Genomic DNA, 21420 nt, shown 5'->3' on the forward strand with positions numbered 1-21420 from the left:
TCAGTGGGGAATAGACCGTAAGACTCCGTCATAGATTCGATGAGTGAGCTTTATTCCGCACCATCTGGAACAAAGACATAACCCACACCCCACACCGTTTGAATATAACGCGCACGTGCCGGGTTTTCTTCAATCAGGCGGCGTAAGCGAGACACTTGCACATCAATCGAACGTTCCATTGCGCCCCATTCACGGCCACGCGCCAGATTCATCAGCTTGTCGCGGGTCAGCGGTTCACGAGGATGTTGTACCAGCGCTTTTAACACTGCGAACTCGCCTGTAGTTAAAGTCACGACTTGACCTTCACGGGTCAGGGTACGGGTCGAAAGATCTAGCGCCCACGGTCCAAAGCTGACCACTTCCATCTGCTGGCTTGGTGCGCCTGGGACTTCACGCACCTGGCGGCGTAATACGGCACGAATACGCGCTAACAGTTCATTCGGGTTAAACGGTTTTGGCAGATAGTCATCGGCACCTGCTTCAAGGCCGGCAATACGGTCTGAGTCGCTGCCGCGTGCGGTCAGCATGATAATTGGCGTATCAATACTGGACTGGCGTAAACGGCGGCAAATGCTCAGGCCATCTTCAACCGGCAGCATGAAATCGAGCACGATCAGGGAAAACAGCTCGCGTTGTAACAGGCGATCCATTTGCGTAGCATCATGGGCAGTTTTGACCACGAAACCTTTATCTTCCAGAAAACGCTGTAACAGCGTACGCAAACGCACATCATCATCGACAACGAGAATGCGTTCAACGCGGTCAGTTTCGGTATGTACGGCATCTGTATTTTCAGCAGGTACAACTAAACTCATGATGTGCTCCTTTATTCTTTATTGTGGTCGTATGCAAAGCTTTCACTGACTTTGAGTATACGATTCATCTGTATGCCTTGACTATGCTCTAAAGCAACAAATATTGCAGTTAAAATCAAGACATAGATACCAAATATATACATCTATGATAGAAGATAAATCCCACAATTTGGGGAAGAAAAGGCCCTGAAATGATGAATTTACCGCAAAAATGTGAAATATCTGCGAATTGGCAAGAATCGCCATCTGTAAATTTCATAAAACAATTGTGGATTTTATGGGCCTGGTCTTTATAATCATGCCATTTAGTACTTATCCTTGTGGGATCAAACACGATGACTGACTTAGTTCAGCAGTTGGCAAAAGAACTTGCCGTACGTCCAAATCAGGTAGAAGCTGCCATCAAACTCATTGATGAAGGTGCCAGTGTTCCTTTTATTGCACGTTACCGTAAAGAAGTAACGCAGGGCTTAGACGATACGCAACTTCGCCAGCTCGATACACGTTTAGCGTATTTGCGTGATTTGTTTGAACGCCGTGAAAAAGTGATTGAATCACTCAAAGAACAAAATAAATTATCTGATGATTTATTGGCACGTGTGAATGCGGCTGAAACTAAAAATGCCTTAGAAGAAATTTACGCGCCGTACCGTCCAAAACGTACCAGCAAATCTTTTAAAGCCAAAGAAGCCGGCTTGGGTCCAATCGCAGAGAAAATCTTTGCAGAAGCGATTGATCCAGTAGAAGCGCTTGCCGGCTTTAGCCATGAAGATTATCCAGACCTGGAAAGCCAGCTCGATGCGATTCAGCATATTTTAATTGATGACTGGGCGCAAAATATTGCACTCACCACTGAACTGAAAGCAACCTTTGCCAAAACTGCTGTGCTGAAAAGTCTGGTGGCCAGTGATGAGAAAAAAGAAGTCGGTAAAAAATTCCGTGATTACTTCGATTTCTCTGAAAGCCTGAACAAAGTACCATCGCACCGTTTGCTGGCCATGCTGCGCGGCCGTCAGGAAAACGTGCTGGGCTTAAAAGTTGATGGTGAAGATGAAGCGCCACTGGCACGTATTGAAACCGAATACAACTTAGATACCGTGCAGCCACAAGCGCGTCAGGACTATTTAAAGCAGACCGCAAAACTGTTCTGGCTGGGTAAAGTCCGTCCGACCATCGAGCATTCATTGCTGACTGAAAAACGTCTGGCGGCTGAAGCAGAAGCGATGCAGGTGTTTGCTGAAAACTTACGTCATCTGCTGCTGTCTGCACCTGCTGGCGCACGTACGACGCTGGGCGTTGACCCGGGCATCCGTACCGGTGTGAAACTGGCAGTCGTGAATGAATCAGGCGATGTACTGGCACATAGCACCATTTATCCATTTGCTCCAAAAGATGATAAAGAAGGTTCACTGGCCGAGCTGGCACGTTTATGCCGCGAGTTCAATGTCGACCTGATTGCGATCGGTAACGGTACCGCAAGCCGTGAAACTGAAGCGCTAGTAGCTGAAATGATGGCAGCAAACAGTGACCTGAAACTGACTCGCGTTTCTGTGTCTGAAGCAGGTGCTTCGGTTTATTCTGCTTCTGAATTGGCTTCTCAAGAACTTCCAGAGCTGGATGTGTCGATTCGCGGTGCAGTATCCATTGCCCGTCGTTTACAAGATCCATTGGCAGAGCTGGTGAAAATTGATCCGAAATCAATTGGTGTGGGTCAGTATCAACACGATGTGAACCAGACTGGTTTGGCCAAAACCCTGGAAGCGGTGGTGGAAGACTGTGTGAACTCGGTAGGTGTGGATGTGAATACGGCATCTGCAGCAATTCTGGGTTATATCGCAGGTCTGAACAAATCAATCGCGCAGCAAATTGTGGATTTCCGTAAGGAAAATGGCCGTTTTGATAACCGTCAGGCTCTGAAAAAAGTGCCACGTTTAGGTGAGCGTACTTTTGAACAGGCGGCAGGTTTCTTGCGTATTCAAAATGGTTCTGAGCCACTTGATGCCTCTGCGGTGCACCCGGAGTCGTATGCGCTGGTGTCTAAAATTGTTGAAGCCAAAGCAACGACTGTAAAAGACATTATTGGCAATACTGAAATTATCCGTCAGGTCAATGCCGAAGAATTTGTAGATGACCAGTTTGGTTTACCAACCATTCAGGATGTGCTGAGCGAACTTGAAAAGCCGGGCCGTGACCCGCGTCCGGAATTCCGTACTGCCAAATTCCGTGATGATATTACCGAAGTATCGCAATTGTCTGAAGGCATGCAGCTAGAAGGTGTGGTCACCAATGTCACCAACTTCGGCGCATTTGTCGATGTTGGTGTGCATCAGGATGGTTTAGTCCATATTTCTGAACTGGCGAATGAATTCGTGTCTGATCCGCATAAAGTGGTGAAACCGGGTCAAATTGTTCAGGTGCGTGTTTTAACGGTAGATGTTGAGCGTAACCGTGTGAACCTGTCGATGCGTCCGGAAGGTGCTGCAGCAGCGAAAGCACCACGTCAGCCACGCCGTGACCAAAACGAACAGCGTACTGAACGTAAGCCGCAGGGTAAACGTCCGCAACAGGCGCGTCCGCAGGGTGATCGCCCTCAGGGCAAAAAGCCGCAAGCGGCCAAACCACAAGACAATAAAATTGGTGGTTTAGGTGCATTGTTATTGCAAGCCGGCATTAAAGGTTCGAAGTAATCTTTAGCTCTTAAAAAAACCTCCCAATTGGGAGGTTTTTTTATTGCCCTATTTAATTGACCATCGGCACAATCCAGCTACATAAAATCAGCATAATGCCCAAATGCCCCAGCTTGCGGGTAAAACTCACCAGTGGCGTAGGCGGCTGTTCCAGCTGTTTGGCATATTCTTGCAAACTCAGCTTATTGGCAGCTTTACTAGAAAATAAAAACACACCTAAATCAATACAGATCAGAATCGTGCCCACATCGGCAATCAATTCCATCAGCTCATAATCCTGATGATACAGCGCCATCGCCACCTGATAGCCCAGAAACAGGGCAAAGGCAAAACACCCATATTGCAGAATAAGGGAAAAGGTCCGCATAGTCTTACTTTAACTGTTCAAAATGAGGGGTTTTATAACATAAAAAGACCTGTCATTAGACAGGTCTTTAAAAGGATTGTTTTACCAGTGTTCACCCGGGAACAAACGGGCATACGCTTTTTGTACCCAGTTCAGCTTTTGTGGCTGACCCACCGAAGCCGATGAACTTGGGAACAGGTTATAACCAATCGACATCAGCTTGTTGTTAATATCCGGTGCAATCGCATAAGTAATTGAAGCCAAACGTCCTAAATGCGTGGCAATTTTCTTCGGACGTTTCACAATGGCATAGCAGATTAAATCGGCCGCCTGTTCCGGTGAAAGGGTAGGAACATATTTATACATTTTGGTGGGTGCGATCATTGGAGTACGCACCAGTGGCATATAAATGGAGGTAATTGCAATATTGTGTGAATGTACTTCGGCCGATAGACAGCGGCTAAAAGCATCCAATGCGGCTTTAGAGGCAACATAAGCCGAGAAACGGGTCGCATTGGCCAATACGCCAATCGAGCTGATGTTAATAATCTGGCCGCTACGACGTACCATCATTTGTGGCAGAATATTCATCACCAGACGCACGGCACCAAAATAATTCAGCTGCATGGTGCGTTCAAAATCGTGGAAACGGTCTAAAGATTCATGCACGGCACGACGGATTGAACGTCCGGCATTGTTAACCAAAATATCAATATGATCGACAGACGCTAAAATATCTTTTGAAGTCTGGTCAATGGCTTCCCAATCATTTAAATCACACGGGAAAATAGATGCTTTGCCGCCTTTGGCTTCAATCTCTGCTTTTACCTGCTCCAGGGTTTCCTGGGTACGTGCCACCAGCAGCACATGCGCTCCCGCCTCTGCCAGACGATAAGCGGTGGTCAGTCCGATACCACTGGATGCACCGGTAATCAGTACGGTTTTTCCATTTACTTTTTTCTTGAAAAGTTTCTCTAGTTTTGCCTTCACACTTGTATCCCTGCTTGATTAAAAGATCAGACTCAATGGTCTTTGTTATTTGAATTTTTGCGCCCAATCTCATTGGTTCGGGCTGTTATGATGGGCATTATAATAACCGAAGTTTAAAAAAAGCCATAAAATAAGTGATTGAAATTAAAAGTTATTTTAGAGTAATTACTCTAATGGGGTATTGGGGTTGTTTGGTAAATTCTGCTTAAAATTTTTCGAAAAAGCAAGTCCTTGTTTCTATGTTTAAAAAGCAAAAAGTCTGCCATTGCAGCGCAAAAGCAGACCGTTTGTCGTGAAATTGCAATAATTAAACGCTAGCCAGCGCCTGCTCCAGATCGGCAATCAAATCATCAATATGTTCAATACCAATTGACAGGCGTACCATATCTTCACTTACACCCGCCGCTTTCAGCTCTTCATCATTTAATTGTCGATGGGTGGTGGTAGCCGGGTGGCAGGCCAGACTCTTGGCATCGCCAATATTGACTAAACGGGTAAACAGTTGCAGCGCATCAATAAAGCGGGTGCCGCCTTCACGGCCATCTTGCACACCAAAAGACAGAATCGCAGATGGTTTGCCTTTGACATATTTTTGCGCCAGCGCATGTTGTGGATGATCTTTTAAGCCGGCGTAATTGACCCATTTCACTTTTGGATGCTGCTGTAAATATTCCGCCACTTTTTGGGCATTTTCGGTATGACGTTCCATACGAAGGCTTAAGGTTTCCAGTCCTTGCAGAATCAGGAAAACATTATGTGGGCTAATCGCTGCACCGGTATTGCGTAGCGGCACTACGCGGGCGCGGGCAATAAAGGCCGCTTCGCCCAAGGCTTCGACATAATTCACCCCGTGATAGCTTGGGTCAGGGGTATTTAGAGATTTAAAACGTTCAGGATATTTACCCCACGGGAATTTACCGCTATCGACAATAATTCCACCAATCGAAGTGCCATGGCCGCCAATATATTTGGTCAGTGAATGCACCACAATATCGGCACCAAAATCAAAGGATTTTTGCAGCACCGGTGTAGCCACCGTGTTATCCACCACCACCGGAATGCCATATTCATGCGCAATTTGGGAGATGGCTTCTAAATCAATAATATTCCCCAGCGGATTGCCAATTGATTCCACAAAAACCAGTTTGGTTTTGTCATCAATTAGTTCGCGTAAGGCTTCCGGGTTCTGATAATCAAAGAAACGGACTTCGACGCCCTGTTTTGGCAACGTATGTGCGAACAGGTTATAGGTACCGCCATACAGGGTTGAAACTGATGCAATATTATCGCCGGCTTCGGCCAGGGTCTGAATGGTATAGGTAATTGCAGCCATCCCCGATGCCAGTGCCAGCGCACCAATCCCACCTTCGAGCGCTGCCACGCGTTGTTCCAGCACTGCCGTGGTCGGGTTCATGATACGGGTATAAATATTGCCTTGTACTTTTAAATCGAACAGATCGGCACCGTGCTGGGTATTGTCAAAGGCATAAGAGGTGGTCTGGTAAATGGGCACTGCCACAGCTTTGGTGGTCGGTTCAGGGGTGTAGCCAGCATGAATGGCCAAAGTTTCAGCTTTATACGTCATTTTTCGTTCATCTTGCGTGAGTTATATGTTGATCAAGTGTAGCAGGTCTATTTATGAAATAAAGAGGGAAATATCTGCAACAATTATCTTTAAATTTCATAAAGACGCCCTCATTTTAAAATTTCAACGGCGGATAAGGCTGCAATGTATACCTGAATTTTGGACACTTTAAAGAGTTGTAACAAAGCGTGGAAGATGAGGCCGATCCCTTATCTTTTTCTGGCTTTCAGGTATAATAGCCGATTATTTTTTCGCTCATTTGAGTAGGGGTGGCGGTTTTGCCCCCGAAATTGGTTTTTCTATTGAGGAGTCCTACGTGGCCCAATATATTTATACGATGAACCGAGTGTCGAAGATGGTTCCGCCGAAGCGCGAAATCTTAAAAGACATCTCTTTATCATTTTTCCCAGGCGCAAAAATTGGTGTGCTTGGTCTAAACGGTGCAGGTAAATCGACCTTGCTTCGTATTATGGCGGGCGTAGATAAAGATTTCTCTGGTGAAGCACGTGCACAGCCAGGGATTAAAATCGGCTACCTTGAGCAAGAACCACCGCTCGATCCAACCAAAGACGTTCGTGGTAATGTGGAAGATGGGGTACGTGAAGCCCTTGATGCATTGGCGCGTCTGGACGAAGTATTCGCTGAATATGCGGCTGAAGATGCAGACTTTGATGCGCTTGCAAAAGAGCAGGAAAAGCTGGAAGCCATTATTCAGACTTGGGATGCGCACAACCTGAATAACCAGCTGGAGCAAGCCGCAGCGGCATTAAACCTGCCAGCATGGGATGCAGATGTGACTAAGCTTTCAGGTGGTGAGCGCCGTCGTGTGGCACTGTGCCGTTTGCTATTGTCTAAACCAGACATGCTGCTGCTGGACGAACCGACGAACCATTTAGATGCATCATCTGTTGCATGGTTAGAACGTTTCCTGAAAGACTTCCCGGGCACCATCGTGGCGATTACCCACGACCGTTACTTCCTTGATAACGTTGCCGAGTGGATTCTGGAGCTTGACCGCGGACATGGTATTCCATATCAAGGCAACTATTCGTCTTGGTTAGAGCAAAAGAACGCGCGTTTAGAGCAAGAGCAGAAGCAGGAAGAATCTTTTGCGAAGGCATTGAAAAAAGAACTTGAATGGGTTCGTTCAAATGCTAAAGGTCAGCAAAAGAAAAACAAAGCGCGTATGGAGCGTTTTGAAGAGCTGAACTCACGTGAATTCCAGCAGCGTAACGAAACTTCTGAAATCTACATTCCACCTGGTCCACGTTTGGGTAACAAGGTGGTTGAGGTTGAAGGCATCAGCAAGTCATTTGGTGATCGTACCCTGTATAAAGATTTAACCTTCACTGTACCACCTGCAGCAATTGTCGGTATTGTGGGTGAGAACGGTGCAGGTAAAACCACACTGTTTCGTATGATGACTGGTGAAGAGCAGCCAGATACCGGTACGGTAACACTGGGTGAATCGGTTAAAGTCGCTTACGTGGGTCAGATTCGTGACACGCTAGATGATAACAAAACCGTGTGGGAAGAAGTGTCTGGCGGTTTAGACATCTTACGTATTGGTGAATACGAAATTGCATCACGTGCTTATATTGGCCGCTTTAACTTTAAAGGCCAAGATCAGCAAAAACGTGTTGGTCAATTGTCAGGTGGTGAGCGTAACCGTTTGCAACTGGCGAAAATCCTGCAAATGGGCGCTAACGTCATCCTACTCGATGAACCGTCAAACGACCTGGACATCGAAACTTTACGTGCGCTTGAAGATGCAATTCTGGTCTTCCCGGGTACCGTGATGGTGATCTCGCATGACCGTTGGTTCCTCGACCGTATTGCAACGCACATCCTGTCATTCGAAGGTGAAACTCCTGAATTCTTCACTGGTAACTATGCTGAATTCGAAGAATACCGTCGTAAACGTGATGGTGATGACCTGATTACCAAGCGTCAGAAATATCGCAAAATTGGTGGTTAATCCCTAATTTGGATGCATAAAAAACCAGCCTTCGGGCTGGTTTTTTTATGTAGTTTGAATAGAGAGCTATAAAGAGGTGAGCATTATCCTGGTCGCGCTATATAAATTATAGAAGGAGGGTGTGCAGCGATCGCGGGAAGTGGTGCAATACTTTTTAGCAATTCATTGAGGGAGATGATTTTTATCTTTTTATAATCATAGGCTGGCGTTGAGGGCTATCCTTATCAACGCCAGATGCAGCTTTGTTTGAATCAATGAGAAAAATCAGATTTCCCACTCATGGTTGCATTCGCGGCATTTCCATTTCTTCTGGTTTTGCATAAAAGCCTGCATTGAAATTTTAAAATCTGGCAAATCACGATAGAACATGAAGCCGGCAATTAAACAGATCACAAAGACAATTACGGTTGCTGTTTGCAGGGTAGTGCCCGCACCATCACCAAAAATCCACATTGCAATACTAATCAGCACCAGCAGCAATAAAATAAAAATGGCTGGAATCAGAAATACCAGGCTTTTTGGCACCACCGGACGTGGAGCTGCTTGGCCTGCTTGCGCAACAGGCATGATTTTCGGGCTTTGACACTTCGGGCAACGGTATTGCATTACAACTCCAAAATTCTAATCTGTGGTTTATTTTAATCGGAATACATCAGAAAGCAAAAAAGCACAGCAAAATAAAACAACAGGCAATAAAAAACCCAAGTCATAATGCTTGGGTTTTTTATCAGATCACTTTAAAAGTGAGCTTAAATATGGCGTCCCTACGGGGATTCGAACCCCGGTTACCGCCGTGAAAGGGCGATGTCCTAGGCCTCTAGACGATAGGGACTTATTGAGGCAACACAATTATGAAACCATGGTGGAGCCAAGCGGGATCGAACCGCTGACCTCTACAATGCCATTGTAGCGCTCTACCAACTGAGCTATGGCCCCAGTCTGTGTGAGCGCTATATTATGAAGATAATGCTCACACGTCAACAAAAAACTGCATTAACTTGCATCAACTGCATCATTTTTCGGCAATTTTAAGCTTTCATTGAGTTTTTCCCAAGCTTTTAGCTCTTTTTTGCTTGGTCCACCCACAATTTCCAGCGCATGGCGCAGGCGGGCAAAAGTTAAATCCGGACCAATAGTGACCATGGTCTGCATCACTGGCGTAGAGGCAGTTGAACCGGCAATGGCAATAAAGAATGCCGGCATAAAGTCGCGCAGTTTAATTTCCATTTGTGCGGCCAAGTCCATTAAGGTCTGGCTCACGGTGTCATTGTTCCAGGTGAACAGACTTTCCAGGCGCCAGATGGCAAACTGCAAGCTTTGACGCACCTGTTCTTCAGACAGTTTTTTGCTTTCAAACTGTTCTTTTGAAAGTGTTGGGAAATGGTTGAAGTAGTGCGCAGACCAGTTCACGGCTTCAGATAATAGGTTGATACGTGGCTGGATCGCGGCAGCAATTTCTTCCAGCTTGGCGCGGTCGGCTTTCCAGGCCAACAAGGTATCCAGCAGTTCAGCCGGAGAAAGGGCTTTAATCCACTGACCGTTGAGCCAGTTCAGTTTTTCCACATCAAAGATTGGACCGCCCAAAGACACACGGTTGATGTCAAAGTGTTCAATCATTTCCGCCAGGGTGAATTTTTCACGCTCATCCGGCATTGACCAGCCCATGCGGCCCAAATAGTTCAGCAAGGCTTTTGGCAGTACGCCAATGTCTTTATAGTAGTTGATTGAAGTCGGGTTCTTGCGTTTTGACAGCTTGGATTTGTCCGGGTTACGCAGCAGCGGCATGTGGCACAGTACCGGCATATCCCAGCCAAAGTATTGATACAGCAACTGATGTTTCGGTGCCGATGGAATCCACTCTTCACCACGAATGACGTGGGTGATTTGCATTAAATGGTCATCGACCACGTTGGCTAAATGATAGGTTGGCAGGCCATCAGTTTTCAGCAGAATCTGCATGTCGACTTGCGCCCAAGGAATTTCCACTTCACCGCGCAGCATGTCGTTAAATTTGCAGATGCCTTCGGTTGGAATTTTCATGCGGATTACATGTGGTTCGCCTGCCGCCAGACGACGCTGAACTTCTTCGGCAGAAAGCTGTAAACCGCGACCGTCATAACGTGGAGATTCGCCACGTGCTTGCTGTTCAGCACGCATCTGGTCCAGTTCTTCTGCAGTCGCGAAGCAGTAGAAGGCATGACCTTTTTCAACCAGTTCCAGGGCATACTGTTTATAGATGTCCATACGCTCCGATTGACGGTATGGCGCATGTGGGCCACCCACATCTGGACCTTCTGACCAGTTCAGGCCTAACCAGCGCAAAGAATCGAGAATCATTTTTTCAGATTCAGGGGTCGAGCGCAGCTGGTCGGTATCTTCAATACGCAAAATAAACTCGCCGCCATGCTGTTTGGCAAAGCACAGGTTAAACAAGGCAATATATGCAGTGCCTACATGCGGAAAACCGGTAGGAGAAGGAGCAATACGGGTACGAACAGTCATAATCAGTAATGAGTCAGAATGTAAATTGGAATCTATTATAACGAAAAAGCCTGATCACTTAATGCTTTATTCTGCATTCGATGATCAGGCTGCAACAGCACGCGGCTTGAGGGGGGAGTCAGCCACGCGCAGGTTCAGTTCAATCCGGTCAATTAAGACTGGTTTGAGCTGAAGAAGGATTGTACAAAACGGCTAAAACGCTGGTTTTGTGAAGCAAAGAAATTCTGGGTTGGCGCTGCTTTAATTGACGTCATCATTTTCAGGTCATTATCGGCTTGCAGCTTGTCTGTTTTGGTGGTGCCTAACTGTTCTTTTTGCTGCAACAGGGCTTTTTCAATGAGGGAGGGTTTGGCCGGCACCATTTTCACCGCAGTATGGGTATTTTTAACCACTGCCGTATGGCTGGTTTGCGCCATCAGGCCCAATCCTAAACTTAAACACAGTACATAGACTGACTGTTTCATCCTGATACTCCCCCAAACTGGTTTTGGATTTAATTTTTTTTACGTTGTGGCTACTATATAACCACAGATAAAATGTAAAAAGTAAGAACTGCATCACACTTTTTACAAAAATATAAAAAATGTCAGGTTACTGGTTACTTCTATTCACATTTCGCTGTTGAGTACATGTTTTAGCAAATAACTGTGAAGAGAAAGTGAAGATTAGCAACAAAACTTATCTTATATCATATTTTTTTATATATAATTATGCAAGTTTCGCATTTTATTGATATGTAACTGGGTATTTAGGTGAATGGATCAAGCGCGGGCTATCTCATCTTAATCTTGCTTTAAATCAGGACATCTCGTTAAGCGTTTGAAAGCCGGGTTTATTCATATTTTTGAATATCTATTCCATAAAAAGCTATAACCTGATTTTGGCCCATCGGTTATGCTGCTTTTTAAAAGAAAAACAAATGATTAAAAGAAAAAATTGCCCATCTTAAAACGAAAGTAAAAATTTTTCTGAATTGCGATTTATGATTTTATTTCATATAGTTAGCATTAATGTAGATAACCTATTTGTGCTGTCATGAAATCTCAAATTAAAGCTTTATTTTCAGCGGCTTTGCTGGCAACCGGCCTTGCGGCAACGGTCAATTCTGCCCAGGCAGCGGATCGTCAATTTCTGAACGTGTCTTATGATGCGACACGCGAATTCTATGATGAATTTAATGCCTCATTTGGTGATTACTGGAAAAAACGCACCGGTTTAAGCGTGAATTTCAAGCAGTCCCATGGCGGTTCAGGCAAACAGGCGCGTTCAGTGGTCGATGGCCTGAAAGGTGATGTGGTGACTCTGGCACTGGCCAACGATATTGAAGAAATCGTCAGATCGGGCCAGATCCAGCCGGGCTGGCAAAAAGAGTTCCCGCATAACTCGGCACCATATACCTCAACCATCGTATTTATGGTGCGTAAGGGCAATCCAAAGCACATCAAAGACTGGACCGATTTAACCAAACCGGGTGTACAGATTATTACCCCAAACCCGAAAACCGGTGGTCTGCCACGTTGGGTATACCTGTCTGCATGGGGCTATGCATTGAACCAGCCGGGCGGCAATGAAGCCAAAGCCAAAGATTTTGTCAGCAAGATGTATCACAACGTTAAAGTGATGGACTCTGCAGCACGTGCCTCAATGACCACTTTCGCAGAACGCGGCATTGGCGATGTACTGCTGACCTGGGAAAACGAAGCGCTGGTGACCCTGAAAACCTTGGGTAAAGACAAGTTCGATATTGTTTATCCATCGATGTCGATTTTAACCGAGCCTTCAGTGGCAATTGTTGACCGTACCGTAGAGCGCAATGGCAACAAGTGGCTGGCAACCGGTTATATCAACTATTTATATTCACCGCTGGGACAGGAAATGGCAGCCAAACATTTCTATCGTCCACGCAATGAAAAGGTACTGGCCAAGTATGCGCATCAGTTCCCGAAATTGAAAACCTTCACCATTGATGAAGTATTTGGTGGCTGGGCCAAAGCGCAGCAAACCCACTTTGCGAACGGCGCCATCTTCGACCAGATTTATAGCAGCAAACGTTAATTGTCTGCATACTGGTTAAAAATAAATTCAAACAGCCTCCTTGTGAGGCTTTTTGAATATTTGGCAAAATCACAAAACGGTTTTCTCTATGAAAAGTAATATTTCTGTACAAAAAGTCGTTTGGAGCTTTGTCAAAACAAGGTAATAATGTGCAGTTAAATTTTGGCTGTATTGATTGAATCCCTATGTCGCATATTTCTGTATTACTCCACGAAACTGTTGATGCCTTGCTGGCAGAACGCAATACAGGAATTTATGTCGATGGCACCTTTGGCCGCGGTGGACATACCCGTTTATTGCTGTCCAAATTAGATGAACATGCGCGTGTATATGCCTTTGATAAAGACCCACAGGCCTTAGCGGTTGCAGCAGAACTGGAACAGCAAGATCCACGGTTTAAAATTATTCATGCCAGCTTTGCCGATTTAAAGCAGGAACTGGCCGCACGCGGTATTGAACAGGTCGATGGCGTGATGGCCGACCTGGGCGTATCATCTCCGCAGCTGGATCAGGCTGAACGTGGTTTTAGCTTTATGCAGGATGGCCCGCTGGATATGCGTATGGACAACTCGCAAGGCGAAACCGCGGCGGAGTGGCTGCTGCAGATTGAAGAAGAAGCACTGGCCAATATTATTTTTAAATATGGCGAAGAACGTTATAGCCGCCGTATTGCCAAAGCTATTAAAAATGCCGGTTTGATTGAAACCACTGGTCAGCTGGCCGAAATTGTGAAAACCGCCCATCCAAAATGGGAAAAGCATAAACATCCGGCAACGCGAACATTTCAGGCCATTCGTATTGCTATTAATAAAGAATTAGAAGATATTGATATTTTCTTGCCTCAGGCCGTGGAAGTGCTGAAGCCTGAAGGCCGTCTGGCGGTCATTAGCTTCCACTCTTTAGAGGACCGTTTGATTAAACAGTTTATTCAAAAAGAATCAAGCTTGGCAGAAGATACCGGTTGGGGGCTGCCGCAAGTACAACAAGATACCCGCCGTTTAAAAAAGATTGCTCGTATCCGTGCGAGTGAAGAGGAAGTCAAAGCCAATCCGCGTTCACGCAGTGCGTGGCTGCGTGTGGCTGAAAAGTTAGCTTGAACAGGCGAAGAATGAAAACCAAAGCAGTTGAAAACAATACAGAACAGTCACGACTGAAAAAAATGGTCGTCTATTTGATTTTGTTGGCCCTGGTGTTTATCAGTGCGCTCATGGTGGTCTTTCAGGTGTTTGAATATCGACATGATTATCGTCAGCTCAGTTCTTTTATGCGTGAGCGCGATGATCTCAATGCCGAGTGGGGCCGTCTGCTGATTGAACAGCAGACCTTTGGTGCCACCGCCCAGATCGGGACACGTGCCGTAACCCAGTTACGCATGTATTCACCACCCACCGCACAAACTGTGGTGATTTCATTGCCGACGACTTCAGAACAGAAACAATAGGGCTGGCTGTACATGGTAAATTCGCGTAAGAAGCAAACAGGTAAAAAACAGCAGTCTGTTACCCAAAAAAGCAGTTTAAATGTCGATATGTGGCGCTTCTACCTGATGTGGGGAACGGTGCTGCTGGTCTTTGTGGCGCTGGTCTGCCGGGCCTTTTATGTGCAGATTATCAATCATGATTTTCTGCAGAATAAGGCCAATGCCAATATTCTAAGAACTGAAAAACTCAAAGCCATGCGCGGCGTGATTTACGACCGGCATGGCGTGCCTTTGGCGATTAGTACCCCCATCATGAAAGTGGTGATTGATCCGCGTGATTATTTTGAGGCCAAAGAGCTGTATGACGACACCATGGCTGAGCTGGCCAAAGACCCGAATAACCGCAAACTCAAGCGTCAACTGCCCAATAAAAACCTGAATCTGGATGAACTGGCCGATGCGGTGGGCATGGACCGTCAGGAATTGCATCAGAAAATGCATGAGCGTCCGCGTTCGCGTTATCTGGTGCTGCAAAAAGAAGTACCGCCACAGCAGGCGGAGCTGATCCTGAAGCGCAACTTCCAGGGTGTCTATACCGAGAAAAACTATAAGCGTTATTATCCGCAGCCACAGCCGAATGCCCAGATTATTGGCCTGACCAATAGTGAAGGCACCGGGATTGAAGGTCTGGAAATGCAGCTGAACAGCCGTCTGGCTGGGGTCGATGGCGAACAGCAAATTATCCGTGATAAACGTGGTAACCGGGTTAAAGATCCGGAAGTGATTAAAGAAGTCGAGCACGGTGAAAATATCACTTTAAGTATCGACTCGCGCCTGCAATACATCATGTATCGTGAACTGACCGCTGCCGGCGTGGCCAATAATGCCCGTTCTGCCACAGCCATTGCAGTCGATGTGAAAACCGGTGAAATTCTAGCCATGACCAGCTGGCCATCGTATAACCCGAATGACAAAAAGGGCCTGGAGAACAAAGATGCCATGCGTAACCGCGGGGCAGTCGATTCCTTTGAGCCGGGCTCGACCATGAAGCCATTTACCGTGGCCATGGCGCTGGAAAGTGGTAAATATTCGGCCAATACTGTGGTCAATTTAGGGGGTGGTTCGATGCGTGTTGGTAACCATACCATCCGTGATACCCGCAATTATGGCAATTTGACCCTGGCTGGCATTATCCAGAAATCGTCTAACGTCGGCGTGGCGAAAATTGCCCTGTCTTTGCCCTATTCAACCTTGCCCACCTTCTATAAACGCTTGGGCTTTGGCCAGCGTTCGGCTGTGAAATTCCCGGGTGAAAGTGCCGGCCTGATTTTACCGCCAAGCAAGTGGAATGTCTCTGAAGTGGCAACCATGTCCTATGGTTATGGTCTGAATGCGACCGTGCTGCAACTGGTCGATGCCTATGCCATGATTGCCAATCAGGGCAAAAAACTGCCGCTGAGTCTGTATAAGTTGGAAGGCGAAGTGCAGGGCGAGCAGATTCTTGACCCGAAAATTGCCGAGCAGGTTCTGCTGATGATGGAAGCGGTGACTTTACCGGGCGGTACGGCGCGTCAGGCCAATATTCCGGGTTATCGTGTTGCCGGTAAAACCGGTACCGCACATAAATTGCGTGCCGACCGCAAAGGCTATTCGCAAAATGAATACCGCGCCCTGTTTGCCGGAATTGCACCGGTCAGTGACCCGCGTCTGGCCATGTTTGTGGTGGTAGAAAACCCGACCGGTCAATACTATGGCGGTCTGGTCGCTGCGCCAGTGTTTGCACGGGTGATGCAGGAATCCTTACGTTTAATGAATGTACCTTTAGATAAACCTTTAGATACAGCACAAATCCAGTAAATAGGTGATGAATGTCCATTACATTTCAAGATCTTTACACCGTTGAGCATGTTGCTGGATGGATGTCACAACCCTTTGCCGGCTTCAGCTTAGACAGCCGCAAAGTTACAGCAGGGCAAATTTTTATTGCCCTGACCAGTTTTTCGCAGCCTGAAAAAACCGTCCAGTTTGCCGAAGCGGCGTTGGCGCGTGGCGCGTTGGCCATTATTGCAGAAAGCGATTTGGGCCTGCCGAATCAGCTGATCGTACCGGAGGTACGTCACTTAATGGGGCAGTGGCAAAAACAGTATCTGCACGCGACCCAACCGCTGCAGGCTGCACGTATTCTGGCGGTTACCGGCACCAATGGTAAAACCACCATCGCCCGTCTGATAGCAGAGCTGCTGATGTTACAGCGCAAACCGTGTGCGGTGATGGGCACCACCGGTAATGGCATTTTACCGAATCTGGAAGCCTCTTCGCATACCACGCTGGATGCCTTACAGCTCCAGCAGGCCCTGCACAGCTATGCCCAGCAAGGCGCTGAATTTGCGGCAATTGAAGCCAGCTCACATGGACTGGAACAGGGTCGTTTAAATGGCTGTAGCATTGAAATTGCCGTGTACAGCAACTTAAGCCGTGACCATCTGGATTATCATGGTACGCTGGAGGCCTATGCTGAAGCCAAAGCCGCGCTGTTCCGTTTTGCCAGCTTAAAAGTGGCGGTCATTAACCTGGATGATGCCTTTGCTGAAGTTATGCTGACCGCCGCGCGTCAGAATCCGGCACAACCAAAAATCCTGACTTATTCCACCACGCAAGCGGCGGATTATCAGGTGCAGAATATCGAATACAGTCTGGCTGGTGCGCAGTTTGAACTGATCAGCGCCCAGCAGCGTTATCGTGTACACAGTCCGTTACTGGGCCATTTTAATGTGGAAAATCTGGTGGCCAGTCTGATTGCCGTTGAGCAGGCCGGATTTGACTTGTCGGATTTAATTGCCAGCGCGCCACAGCTGCAAGGTGCACCGGGACGGATGCAGGTGATTCGTGATGGCGAACGTCTGTTTGTGGTCGATTATGCGCATACACCAGATGCCTTGAAACAGGTGTTAATTACCCTGAAACGGCATGTATCGCAGCAGCTCTGGGCTGTCTTTGGCTGTGGCGGCGATCGTGACCGCGGCAAACGTCCGTTAATGACCCAAGCCGCGCTAGAGCAGGCCGATATCGCCTTGCTCACTTCGGACAATCCACGGACTGAATCGCCTGACCAGATTTTTGCTGACATGCAGCAGGGCATTGATTTTAGCGGCCACAGCTATCATGAAATCCGTGATCGTCGTGAAGCGATCAAGTTTGCGGTGAAGCAGGCCCAGCCGGGCGATATCGTGGTGATTGCCGGTAAAGGTCACGAAAATTATCAGGAAATTGATGGGGTGCGACACTGGTTTGATGATGTCGTTGAAGTACAGGCTGCAATTGATGCCCAGCATCATGCTACCAGCTCTGCTTATCCCGCCTAATCAGGAATTTTTATGCATACTTCAACCACCAGTACTGCGGTCCTAACGCCGTGGAGCGCAGCGCAGTTACAACAGGCTACCCAGGGTTATTGGCTGAATGGTCGTGCGCCAAACACTGAAATTAAGCGGATTTTAACCGACTCCCGTCATGCCGAAGCCGGCGATGCTTTTCTAGCACTGAAAGGTGAGCGTTTTGATGCCCACGATTTTGTGGCACAGGTGGCAGCCAGCGGCTGTCAGGTAGCGATTGTCAGCCAGCCGGTCGATGCCGATATTTTCCAGTTGGTGGTGCCGGATACCCGCTTGGCGCTGGGTCATTTGGGCGCTTATCGTCGTGCTCAATATCCCGACCTGAAAGTGATTGCCTTGACCGGCAGCAGCGGCAAGACCACCACCAAGGAAATGCTGGGCAGTATTTTATCGCGCTTGGCGCCGACCTTAATTACCCGCGGTAACCTGAATAATGATTTAGGTGTACCGATGATGTTACTGGAGCTGCGTCCGGAACATCAATATGCGGTGATGGAACTTGGGGCCAGCCATCAGGGTGAAATTGATTACACTTCGCAGCTGGTACAGCCGCAGGTAGCGGGAATTATTAATATCGGGACCGCACATTTGGGCGAGTTCGGCGGCCGTGAAGGCATCTGCCGGGCCAAATCTGAAATTTATGCGCATATTGTGGCAGATGGATGTTCGATTGTACCGGCCGCAGATGATTTTGCTGACACAATCCGTCAGGCGGTTCGCACTGAACAGTGCCTCAGCTTTGGTAATGGCGGGGATGTGTTTGCCACCGACATCGAACTCCAGCCACAATCGGCCCGTTTCCAGTTGCATACCCCGCAAGGCGGGCGTGCAGTCGATTTACCGTTTGCTGGTGAACACAATATCCAGAATGCCACAGCCGCAGCGGCATTTGCGCTGGCGATTGGCATCGGTCTGGATGATATTGTAGCCGGACTGGAACAGGCCCAAGGTGCCAAAGGTCGTCTGAATTTTATTCAGCACGGTGCGCATCTGTTGATTGATGATACCTATAATGCCAACCCGACCTCAATGCGGGCGGCCGGTGAAGTGCTGGCGCAGCAGGAGGGGATTCGGGTCATGGTCATCGGTGATATTGGCGAGCTGGGTGCATCGGCGGCAATTGAGCATTATAAGCTCGGCCGCGATCTAGTGTCGCTCAAAGGCCTGAACTTTGTGGTGGCGGTGGGCGAGTTTGCTCCGGCCAGCCAGGAAGGGGCACGCAGTACCCAATACGGCAAAAAACTCCAGGCCTTTTTGAATCAGGAACAGGCCTTGCCATTTTTAATTAGTCTAGTCGAAACACATCAACCTCAGTCCATGAGTTTCCTGTTCAAAGGTTCTCGTTATACCCATATGGAAACGTTGATGACTGCATTGATGGAGAAACTTTAAATGCTGTTATGGTTGTTTGAACAGCTTGCGGGCTATCACAGCTCGTTTCAGGTGGTTCGTTATTTAACATTACGTTCATTGCTGAGTGTCCTGACAGCGCTCGGGATTGGTCTTTTGCTTGGACCTGTGATGATTCGTAAGTTACAGGCATTAAAATACGGTCAGGCAGTCAGCTCGTTTGCGCCAGAAGGGCATGCGAAAAAAATGGGTACCCCGACCATGGGCGGTGTGCTGATTTTACTGTCGATTGGGATTTCGACCCTGCTCTGGGCCGATCTTTCCAACCCCTATGTCTGGATTGTGCTGGCGGTTATGGTGATCTTCGGTGCGGTTGGCTGGGCCGATGACTGGATTAAAATCCGCTATAAAGACAATGCCGGACTACCGGCACGCAAGAAGTTCTTCTGGACTTCGGTGGCCTCTTTGGGCGCAGGTATTGCGCTGTACTATATTGCCACACAGCAGCCGAACGCGGCGCAAACCGCCGATATGCTGGATGTCTTAATTCCGTTCTTTAAAGATTTCAGCATTCCGTTATCCATGATTCCACTGGGTATTGGCTTTATTATTTTTACCTATCTGGTGATTAATGGTGCTTCCAATGCGGTGAACCTGACCGATGGTCTGGATGGTCTGGCGATCATGCCAATTGTACTGGTTGCGGCCGGTTTAGGTGTATTTGCCTATCTGGCCGGTGATGTGCGCTTTGCCGATTATCTGCATATTCCTTATGTCAAATACGCCTCTGAACTGGTGGTGATCTGTGCCGCCATGATTGGTGCCGGTCTGGCCTTCCTCTGGTACAACGCGCATCCGGCGCAAGTCTTTATGGGTGATGTCGGCGCTTTATCGTTAGGCGCGATGCTCGGCACAATTGCGGTGATGGTGCGTCAGGAAATCGTCTTTGCGATTATGGGTGGCGTGTTTGTGGTTGAGGCGATATCGGTCTTCCTGCAAATCGGCTCACTGCGGATGCGTAATAAACGCGTGTTCTTAATGGCGCCGCTGCATCATCACTATGAAAAGAAAGGCTGGCGTGAAACCCAGGTGGTGATTCGTTTCTGGATTATTACAATTATGCTGGTGGTTTTAGGCTTAATGACCTTAAAATTGCGCTAAGCAAATTGAACTGAAAAGTCGGCGCTTGCCGGCTTTTTTTATGGCAGCAAGCTTGGGAGAAAAACATGAACCTGCTGATGTGTCCTGTCTGTCGTCAGCCCTTAAGCCTGACCGACCGAACATGGCGCTGTGACAACAAGCACAGTTATGATGTGGCCAAACAGGGCTATGTCAATTTGCATGTGGTGCAACATAAGCACAGTAAAAATCCGGGCGATACTCCGGAGTCTGTACAGGCGCGCCGGGCATTTTTAAGTGCAGGACACTATGCACCGCTGCAGCAGGCGGTGGTAGAGAAAATTCGCAGCCTGCGTATTGAAAACCTGCTTGATATTGGCTGTGGGGAAGGCTATTACACCAACGCCATGCAGGCTGAAGTGCTGCAATGTGTGGGCGTCGATATTGCCAAAAATGCAGTGCAAGTGGCCGCCAAACTGAATAAAGACGTGACCTGGGTGGTGGGAACCGGTGCGACTTTGCCGGTTTTGGATAAATCAATTGATCTGTGTACCAGTCTGTTTAGCCCAATTCCGAAAGAGGAAATTCTGCGGGTGCTGAAACCGGAAGCTTATCTGATGGTGGTAACCCCGGGACCGCAGCATCTGTTTGCGATGCGCGAAGCCTTGTTTGAAGAAGTTAAAGTGCATGAACCACAGAAGTTTGTGGAACAGCTAAAAGATGTGTTTGAGTTGGTCAGTGAAGATGTTGTTGATGCAGCAATGTGCTTAAATCAGAGCGATTTAAAACATCTGATTGCGATGACGCCATATGCCTATAAGGCCAAACCGGAACGCCGTCAGGCGCTGGAGCAGCAGGATCAGTTCCTGCTGAATGCGCAATACCAGATGTATCTGTTTCAGAAAAAGTAAGTGTTTAGTCCTAAAAAAGCCCTCAGTTGAGTAATGCCAGTCAGTTAAGAGATTGACTGGCTTTTTCTTGGGTATTTTTGAGGTTTTCCTTTTACAACTCTTGGGTAACTCCTCATCCGTCTCTCAGGTAAAACATATCTATCAGATTTCTCCATTAAACTTTCCAGATGTTTGGGTAGATTACCTGCAGAAGCCAAAGAGTCGAATCTGAGTAAATTAAGAAGGGCAATAGATGCAATATGAAAACTGATCCTCAACGGGCTTACTTTG

General features: G+C 47.5%; 16 protein-coding genes, 2 tRNA genes and 2 pseudogenes. 10 read left to right on the top strand and 10 right to left on the bottom strand.

Annotation, left to right across the window (positions count from 1 at the left end):
* Positions 1-50: 50 nt before the first annotated feature.
* Positions 51-815, bottom strand: coding sequence for a two-component system response regulator OmpR (ompR, locus tag FTU50_RS11060; protein ID WP_005180561.1), 765 nt, complete (start codon positions 813-815; stop codon positions 51-53).
* Positions 816-1150: 335 nt separating this feature from the next.
* Between ompR and FTU50_RS11065 the strand changes: the two genes are divergently transcribed.
* The gene (locus FTU50_RS11065; protein WP_180047073.1) at positions 1151-3502 is read left to right on the top strand and encodes a Tex family protein; all 2352 of its coding nucleotides are present in this window, start codon (positions 1151-1153) and stop codon (positions 3500-3502) included.
* Between the two features lie 52 nt (positions 3503-3554).
* Here FTU50_RS11065 and FTU50_RS11070 read toward each other — a convergent pair whose 3' ends face one another.
* From FTU50_RS11070 to FTU50_RS11080, 3 genes are all read right to left on the bottom strand, one after another.
* Positions 3555-3869 carry a hypothetical protein gene (locus FTU50_RS11070; protein ID WP_005180556.1) on the bottom strand — a complete coding sequence of 105 codons (315 nt, stop codon included), beginning with the start codon at positions 3867-3869 and terminating at the stop codon, positions 3555-3557.
* 81 nt (positions 3870-3950) lie between these two features.
* Positions 3951-4838, bottom strand: a complete 888-nt coding sequence (locus FTU50_RS11075; protein WP_005180554.1) for an SDR family NAD(P)-dependent oxidoreductase — start codon at positions 4836-4838, stop codon at positions 3951-3953.
* 307 nt (positions 4839-5145) lie between these two features.
* Positions 5146-6423 carry an O-acetylhomoserine aminocarboxypropyltransferase/cysteine synthase family protein gene (locus FTU50_RS11080; protein ID WP_005180552.1) on the bottom strand — a complete coding sequence of 426 codons (1278 nt, stop codon included), beginning with the start codon at positions 6421-6423 and terminating at the stop codon, positions 5146-5148.
* A gap of 316 nt (positions 6424-6739) precedes the next feature.
* Between FTU50_RS11080 and ettA the strand changes: the two genes are divergently transcribed.
* A complete protein-coding gene (ettA, locus tag FTU50_RS11085; RefSeq protein WP_005180550.1) occupies positions 6740-8401 on the top strand; it encodes an energy-dependent translational throttle protein EttA in 1662 nt (553 codons plus the stop codon).
* Positions 8402-8665: 264 nt separating this feature from the next.
* On the opposite strand, the gene FTU50_RS11090 is transcribed toward ettA, so the two are convergent.
* From FTU50_RS11090 to FTU50_RS11110, 5 genes are all read right to left on the bottom strand, one after another.
* The gene (locus FTU50_RS11090; protein WP_005180548.1) at positions 8666-9007 is read right to left on the bottom strand and encodes a hypothetical protein; all 342 of its coding nucleotides are present in this window, start codon (positions 9005-9007) and stop codon (positions 8666-8668) included.
* A gap of 150 nt (positions 9008-9157) precedes the next feature.
* Positions 9158-9233 (bottom strand) — tRNA-Glu (locus FTU50_RS11095).
* A 28-nt stretch (positions 9234-9261) separates the two neighbouring features.
* Positions 9262-9337 (bottom strand) — tRNA-Ala (locus FTU50_RS11100).
* A gap of 57 nt (positions 9338-9394) precedes the next feature.
* Positions 9395-10903, bottom strand: a complete 1509-nt coding sequence (gene gltX / locus FTU50_RS11105) for a glutamate--tRNA ligase (protein ID WP_180047075.1) — start codon at positions 10901-10903, stop codon at positions 9395-9397.
* Between the two features lie 152 nt (positions 10904-11055).
* Positions 11056-11367, bottom strand: a complete 312-nt coding sequence (locus FTU50_RS11110; RefSeq protein WP_104472435.1) for a hypothetical protein — start codon at positions 11365-11367, stop codon at positions 11056-11058.
* Between the two features lie 571 nt (positions 11368-11938).
* Here FTU50_RS11110 and FTU50_RS11115 point away from each other — a divergent pair.
* The 8 genes and pseudogenes from FTU50_RS11115 (at position 11939) to FTU50_RS11150 (ending at position 21150) form a co-directional block, all read left to right on the top strand.
* The gene (locus FTU50_RS11115) at positions 11939-12958 is read left to right on the top strand and encodes a sulfate ABC transporter substrate-binding protein (protein ID WP_180047077.1); all 1020 of its coding nucleotides are present in this window, start codon (positions 11939-11941) and stop codon (positions 12956-12958) included.
* A gap of 185 nt (positions 12959-13143) precedes the next feature.
* Positions 13144-14055, top strand: coding sequence for a 16S rRNA (cytosine(1402)-N(4))-methyltransferase RsmH (rsmH, locus tag FTU50_RS11120; RefSeq protein ID WP_005180541.1), 912 nt, complete (start codon positions 13144-13146; stop codon positions 14053-14055).
* Between the two features lie 11 nt (positions 14056-14066).
* The gene (ftsL, locus tag FTU50_RS11125) at positions 14067-14399 is read left to right on the top strand and encodes a cell division protein FtsL (protein WP_005180539.1); all 333 of its coding nucleotides are present in this window, start codon (positions 14067-14069) and stop codon (positions 14397-14399) included.
* A gap of 12 nt (positions 14400-14411) precedes the next feature.
* Positions 14412-16243: pseudogene (gene ftsI / locus FTU50_RS11130) on the top strand (penicillin-binding protein PBP3).
* Positions 16244-16246: 3 nt separating this feature from the next.
* Positions 16247-17740 carry a UDP-N-acetylmuramoyl-L-alanyl-D-glutamate--2,6-diaminopimelate ligase gene (locus FTU50_RS11135; RefSeq protein WP_005180534.1) on the top strand — a complete coding sequence of 498 codons (1494 nt, stop codon included), beginning with the start codon at positions 16247-16249 and terminating at the stop codon, positions 17738-17740.
* Between the two features lie 12 nt (positions 17741-17752).
* Positions 17753-19162 (top strand): UDP-N-acetylmuramoyl-tripeptide--D-alanyl-D-alanine ligase, encoded by a 1410-nt coding sequence (gene murF, locus FTU50_RS11140; RefSeq protein WP_005180532.1) that lies wholly within the window; start codon positions 17753-17755, stop codon positions 19160-19162.
* A complete protein-coding gene (mraY, locus tag FTU50_RS11145; RefSeq protein ID WP_180047079.1) occupies positions 19163-20281 on the top strand; it encodes a phospho-N-acetylmuramoyl-pentapeptide-transferase in 1119 nt (372 codons plus the stop codon). It begins immediately after the preceding gene.
* A gap of 65 nt (positions 20282-20346) precedes the next feature.
* Positions 20347-21150: a putative RNA methyltransferase gene (locus FTU50_RS11150; protein ID WP_168408065.1), complete on the top strand. Its 804-nt coding sequence runs from the start codon at positions 20347-20349 to the stop codon at positions 21148-21150.
* Between the two features lie 44 nt (positions 21151-21194).
* On the opposite strand, the pseudogene FTU50_RS15380 reads toward FTU50_RS11150, so the two are convergent.
* Positions 21195-21420: pseudogene (locus tag FTU50_RS15380) on the bottom strand (DDE transposase); the annotation flags it as partial.

Source organism: Acinetobacter sp. YH12112 (genome assembly GCF_013418945.1).
In the GTDB taxonomy this organism is placed as follows: domain Bacteria; phylum Pseudomonadota; class Gammaproteobacteria; order Pseudomonadales; family Moraxellaceae; genus Acinetobacter; species Acinetobacter indicus.

Excerpts from the sequence above, each read along its gene's own strand:
- ompR (WP_005180561.1), bottom strand. The coding sequence starts at position 815 with ATGAGTTTAGTTGTACCTGCTGAAAATACAGATGCCGTACATACCGAA.
- FTU50_RS11065 (WP_180047073.1), top strand. The coding sequence starts at position 1,151 with ATGACTGACTTAGTTCAGCAGTTGGCAAAAGAACTTGCCGTACGTCCA.
- FTU50_RS11070 (WP_005180556.1), bottom strand. The coding sequence starts at position 3,869 with ATGCGGACCTTTTCCCTTATTCTGCAATATGGGTGTTTTGCCTTTGCC.
- FTU50_RS11080 (WP_005180552.1), bottom strand. The coding sequence starts at position 6,423 with ATGACGTATAAAGCTGAAACTTTGGCCATTCATGCTGGCTACACCCCT.
- FTU50_RS11090 (WP_005180548.1), bottom strand. The coding sequence starts at position 9,007 with ATGCAATACCGTTGCCCGAAGTGTCAAAGCCCGAAAATCATGCCTGTT.
- gltX (WP_180047075.1), bottom strand. The coding sequence starts at position 10,903 with ATGACTGTTCGTACCCGTATTGCTCCTTCTCCTACCGGTTTTCCGCAT.
- FTU50_RS11110 (WP_104472435.1), bottom strand. The coding sequence starts at position 11,367 with ATGAAACAGTCAGTCTATGTACTGTGTTTAAGTTTAGGATTGGGCCTG.
- FTU50_RS11115 (WP_180047077.1), top strand. The coding sequence starts at position 11,939 with ATGAAATCTCAAATTAAAGCTTTATTTTCAGCGGCTTTGCTGGCAACC.
- rsmH (WP_005180541.1), top strand. The coding sequence starts at position 13,144 with ATGTCGCATATTTCTGTATTACTCCACGAAACTGTTGATGCCTTGCTG.
- ftsL (WP_005180539.1), top strand. The coding sequence starts at position 14,067 with ATGAAAACCAAAGCAGTTGAAAACAATACAGAACAGTCACGACTGAAA.
- FTU50_RS11135 (WP_005180534.1), top strand. The coding sequence starts at position 16,247 with ATGTCCATTACATTTCAAGATCTTTACACCGTTGAGCATGTTGCTGGA.
- murF (WP_005180532.1), top strand. The coding sequence starts at position 17,753 with ATGCATACTTCAACCACCAGTACTGCGGTCCTAACGCCGTGGAGCGCA.
- mraY (WP_180047079.1), top strand. The coding sequence starts at position 19,163 with ATGCTGTTATGGTTGTTTGAACAGCTTGCGGGCTATCACAGCTCGTTT.
- FTU50_RS11150 (WP_168408065.1), top strand. The coding sequence starts at position 20,347 with ATGAACCTGCTGATGTGTCCTGTCTGTCGTCAGCCCTTAAGCCTGACC.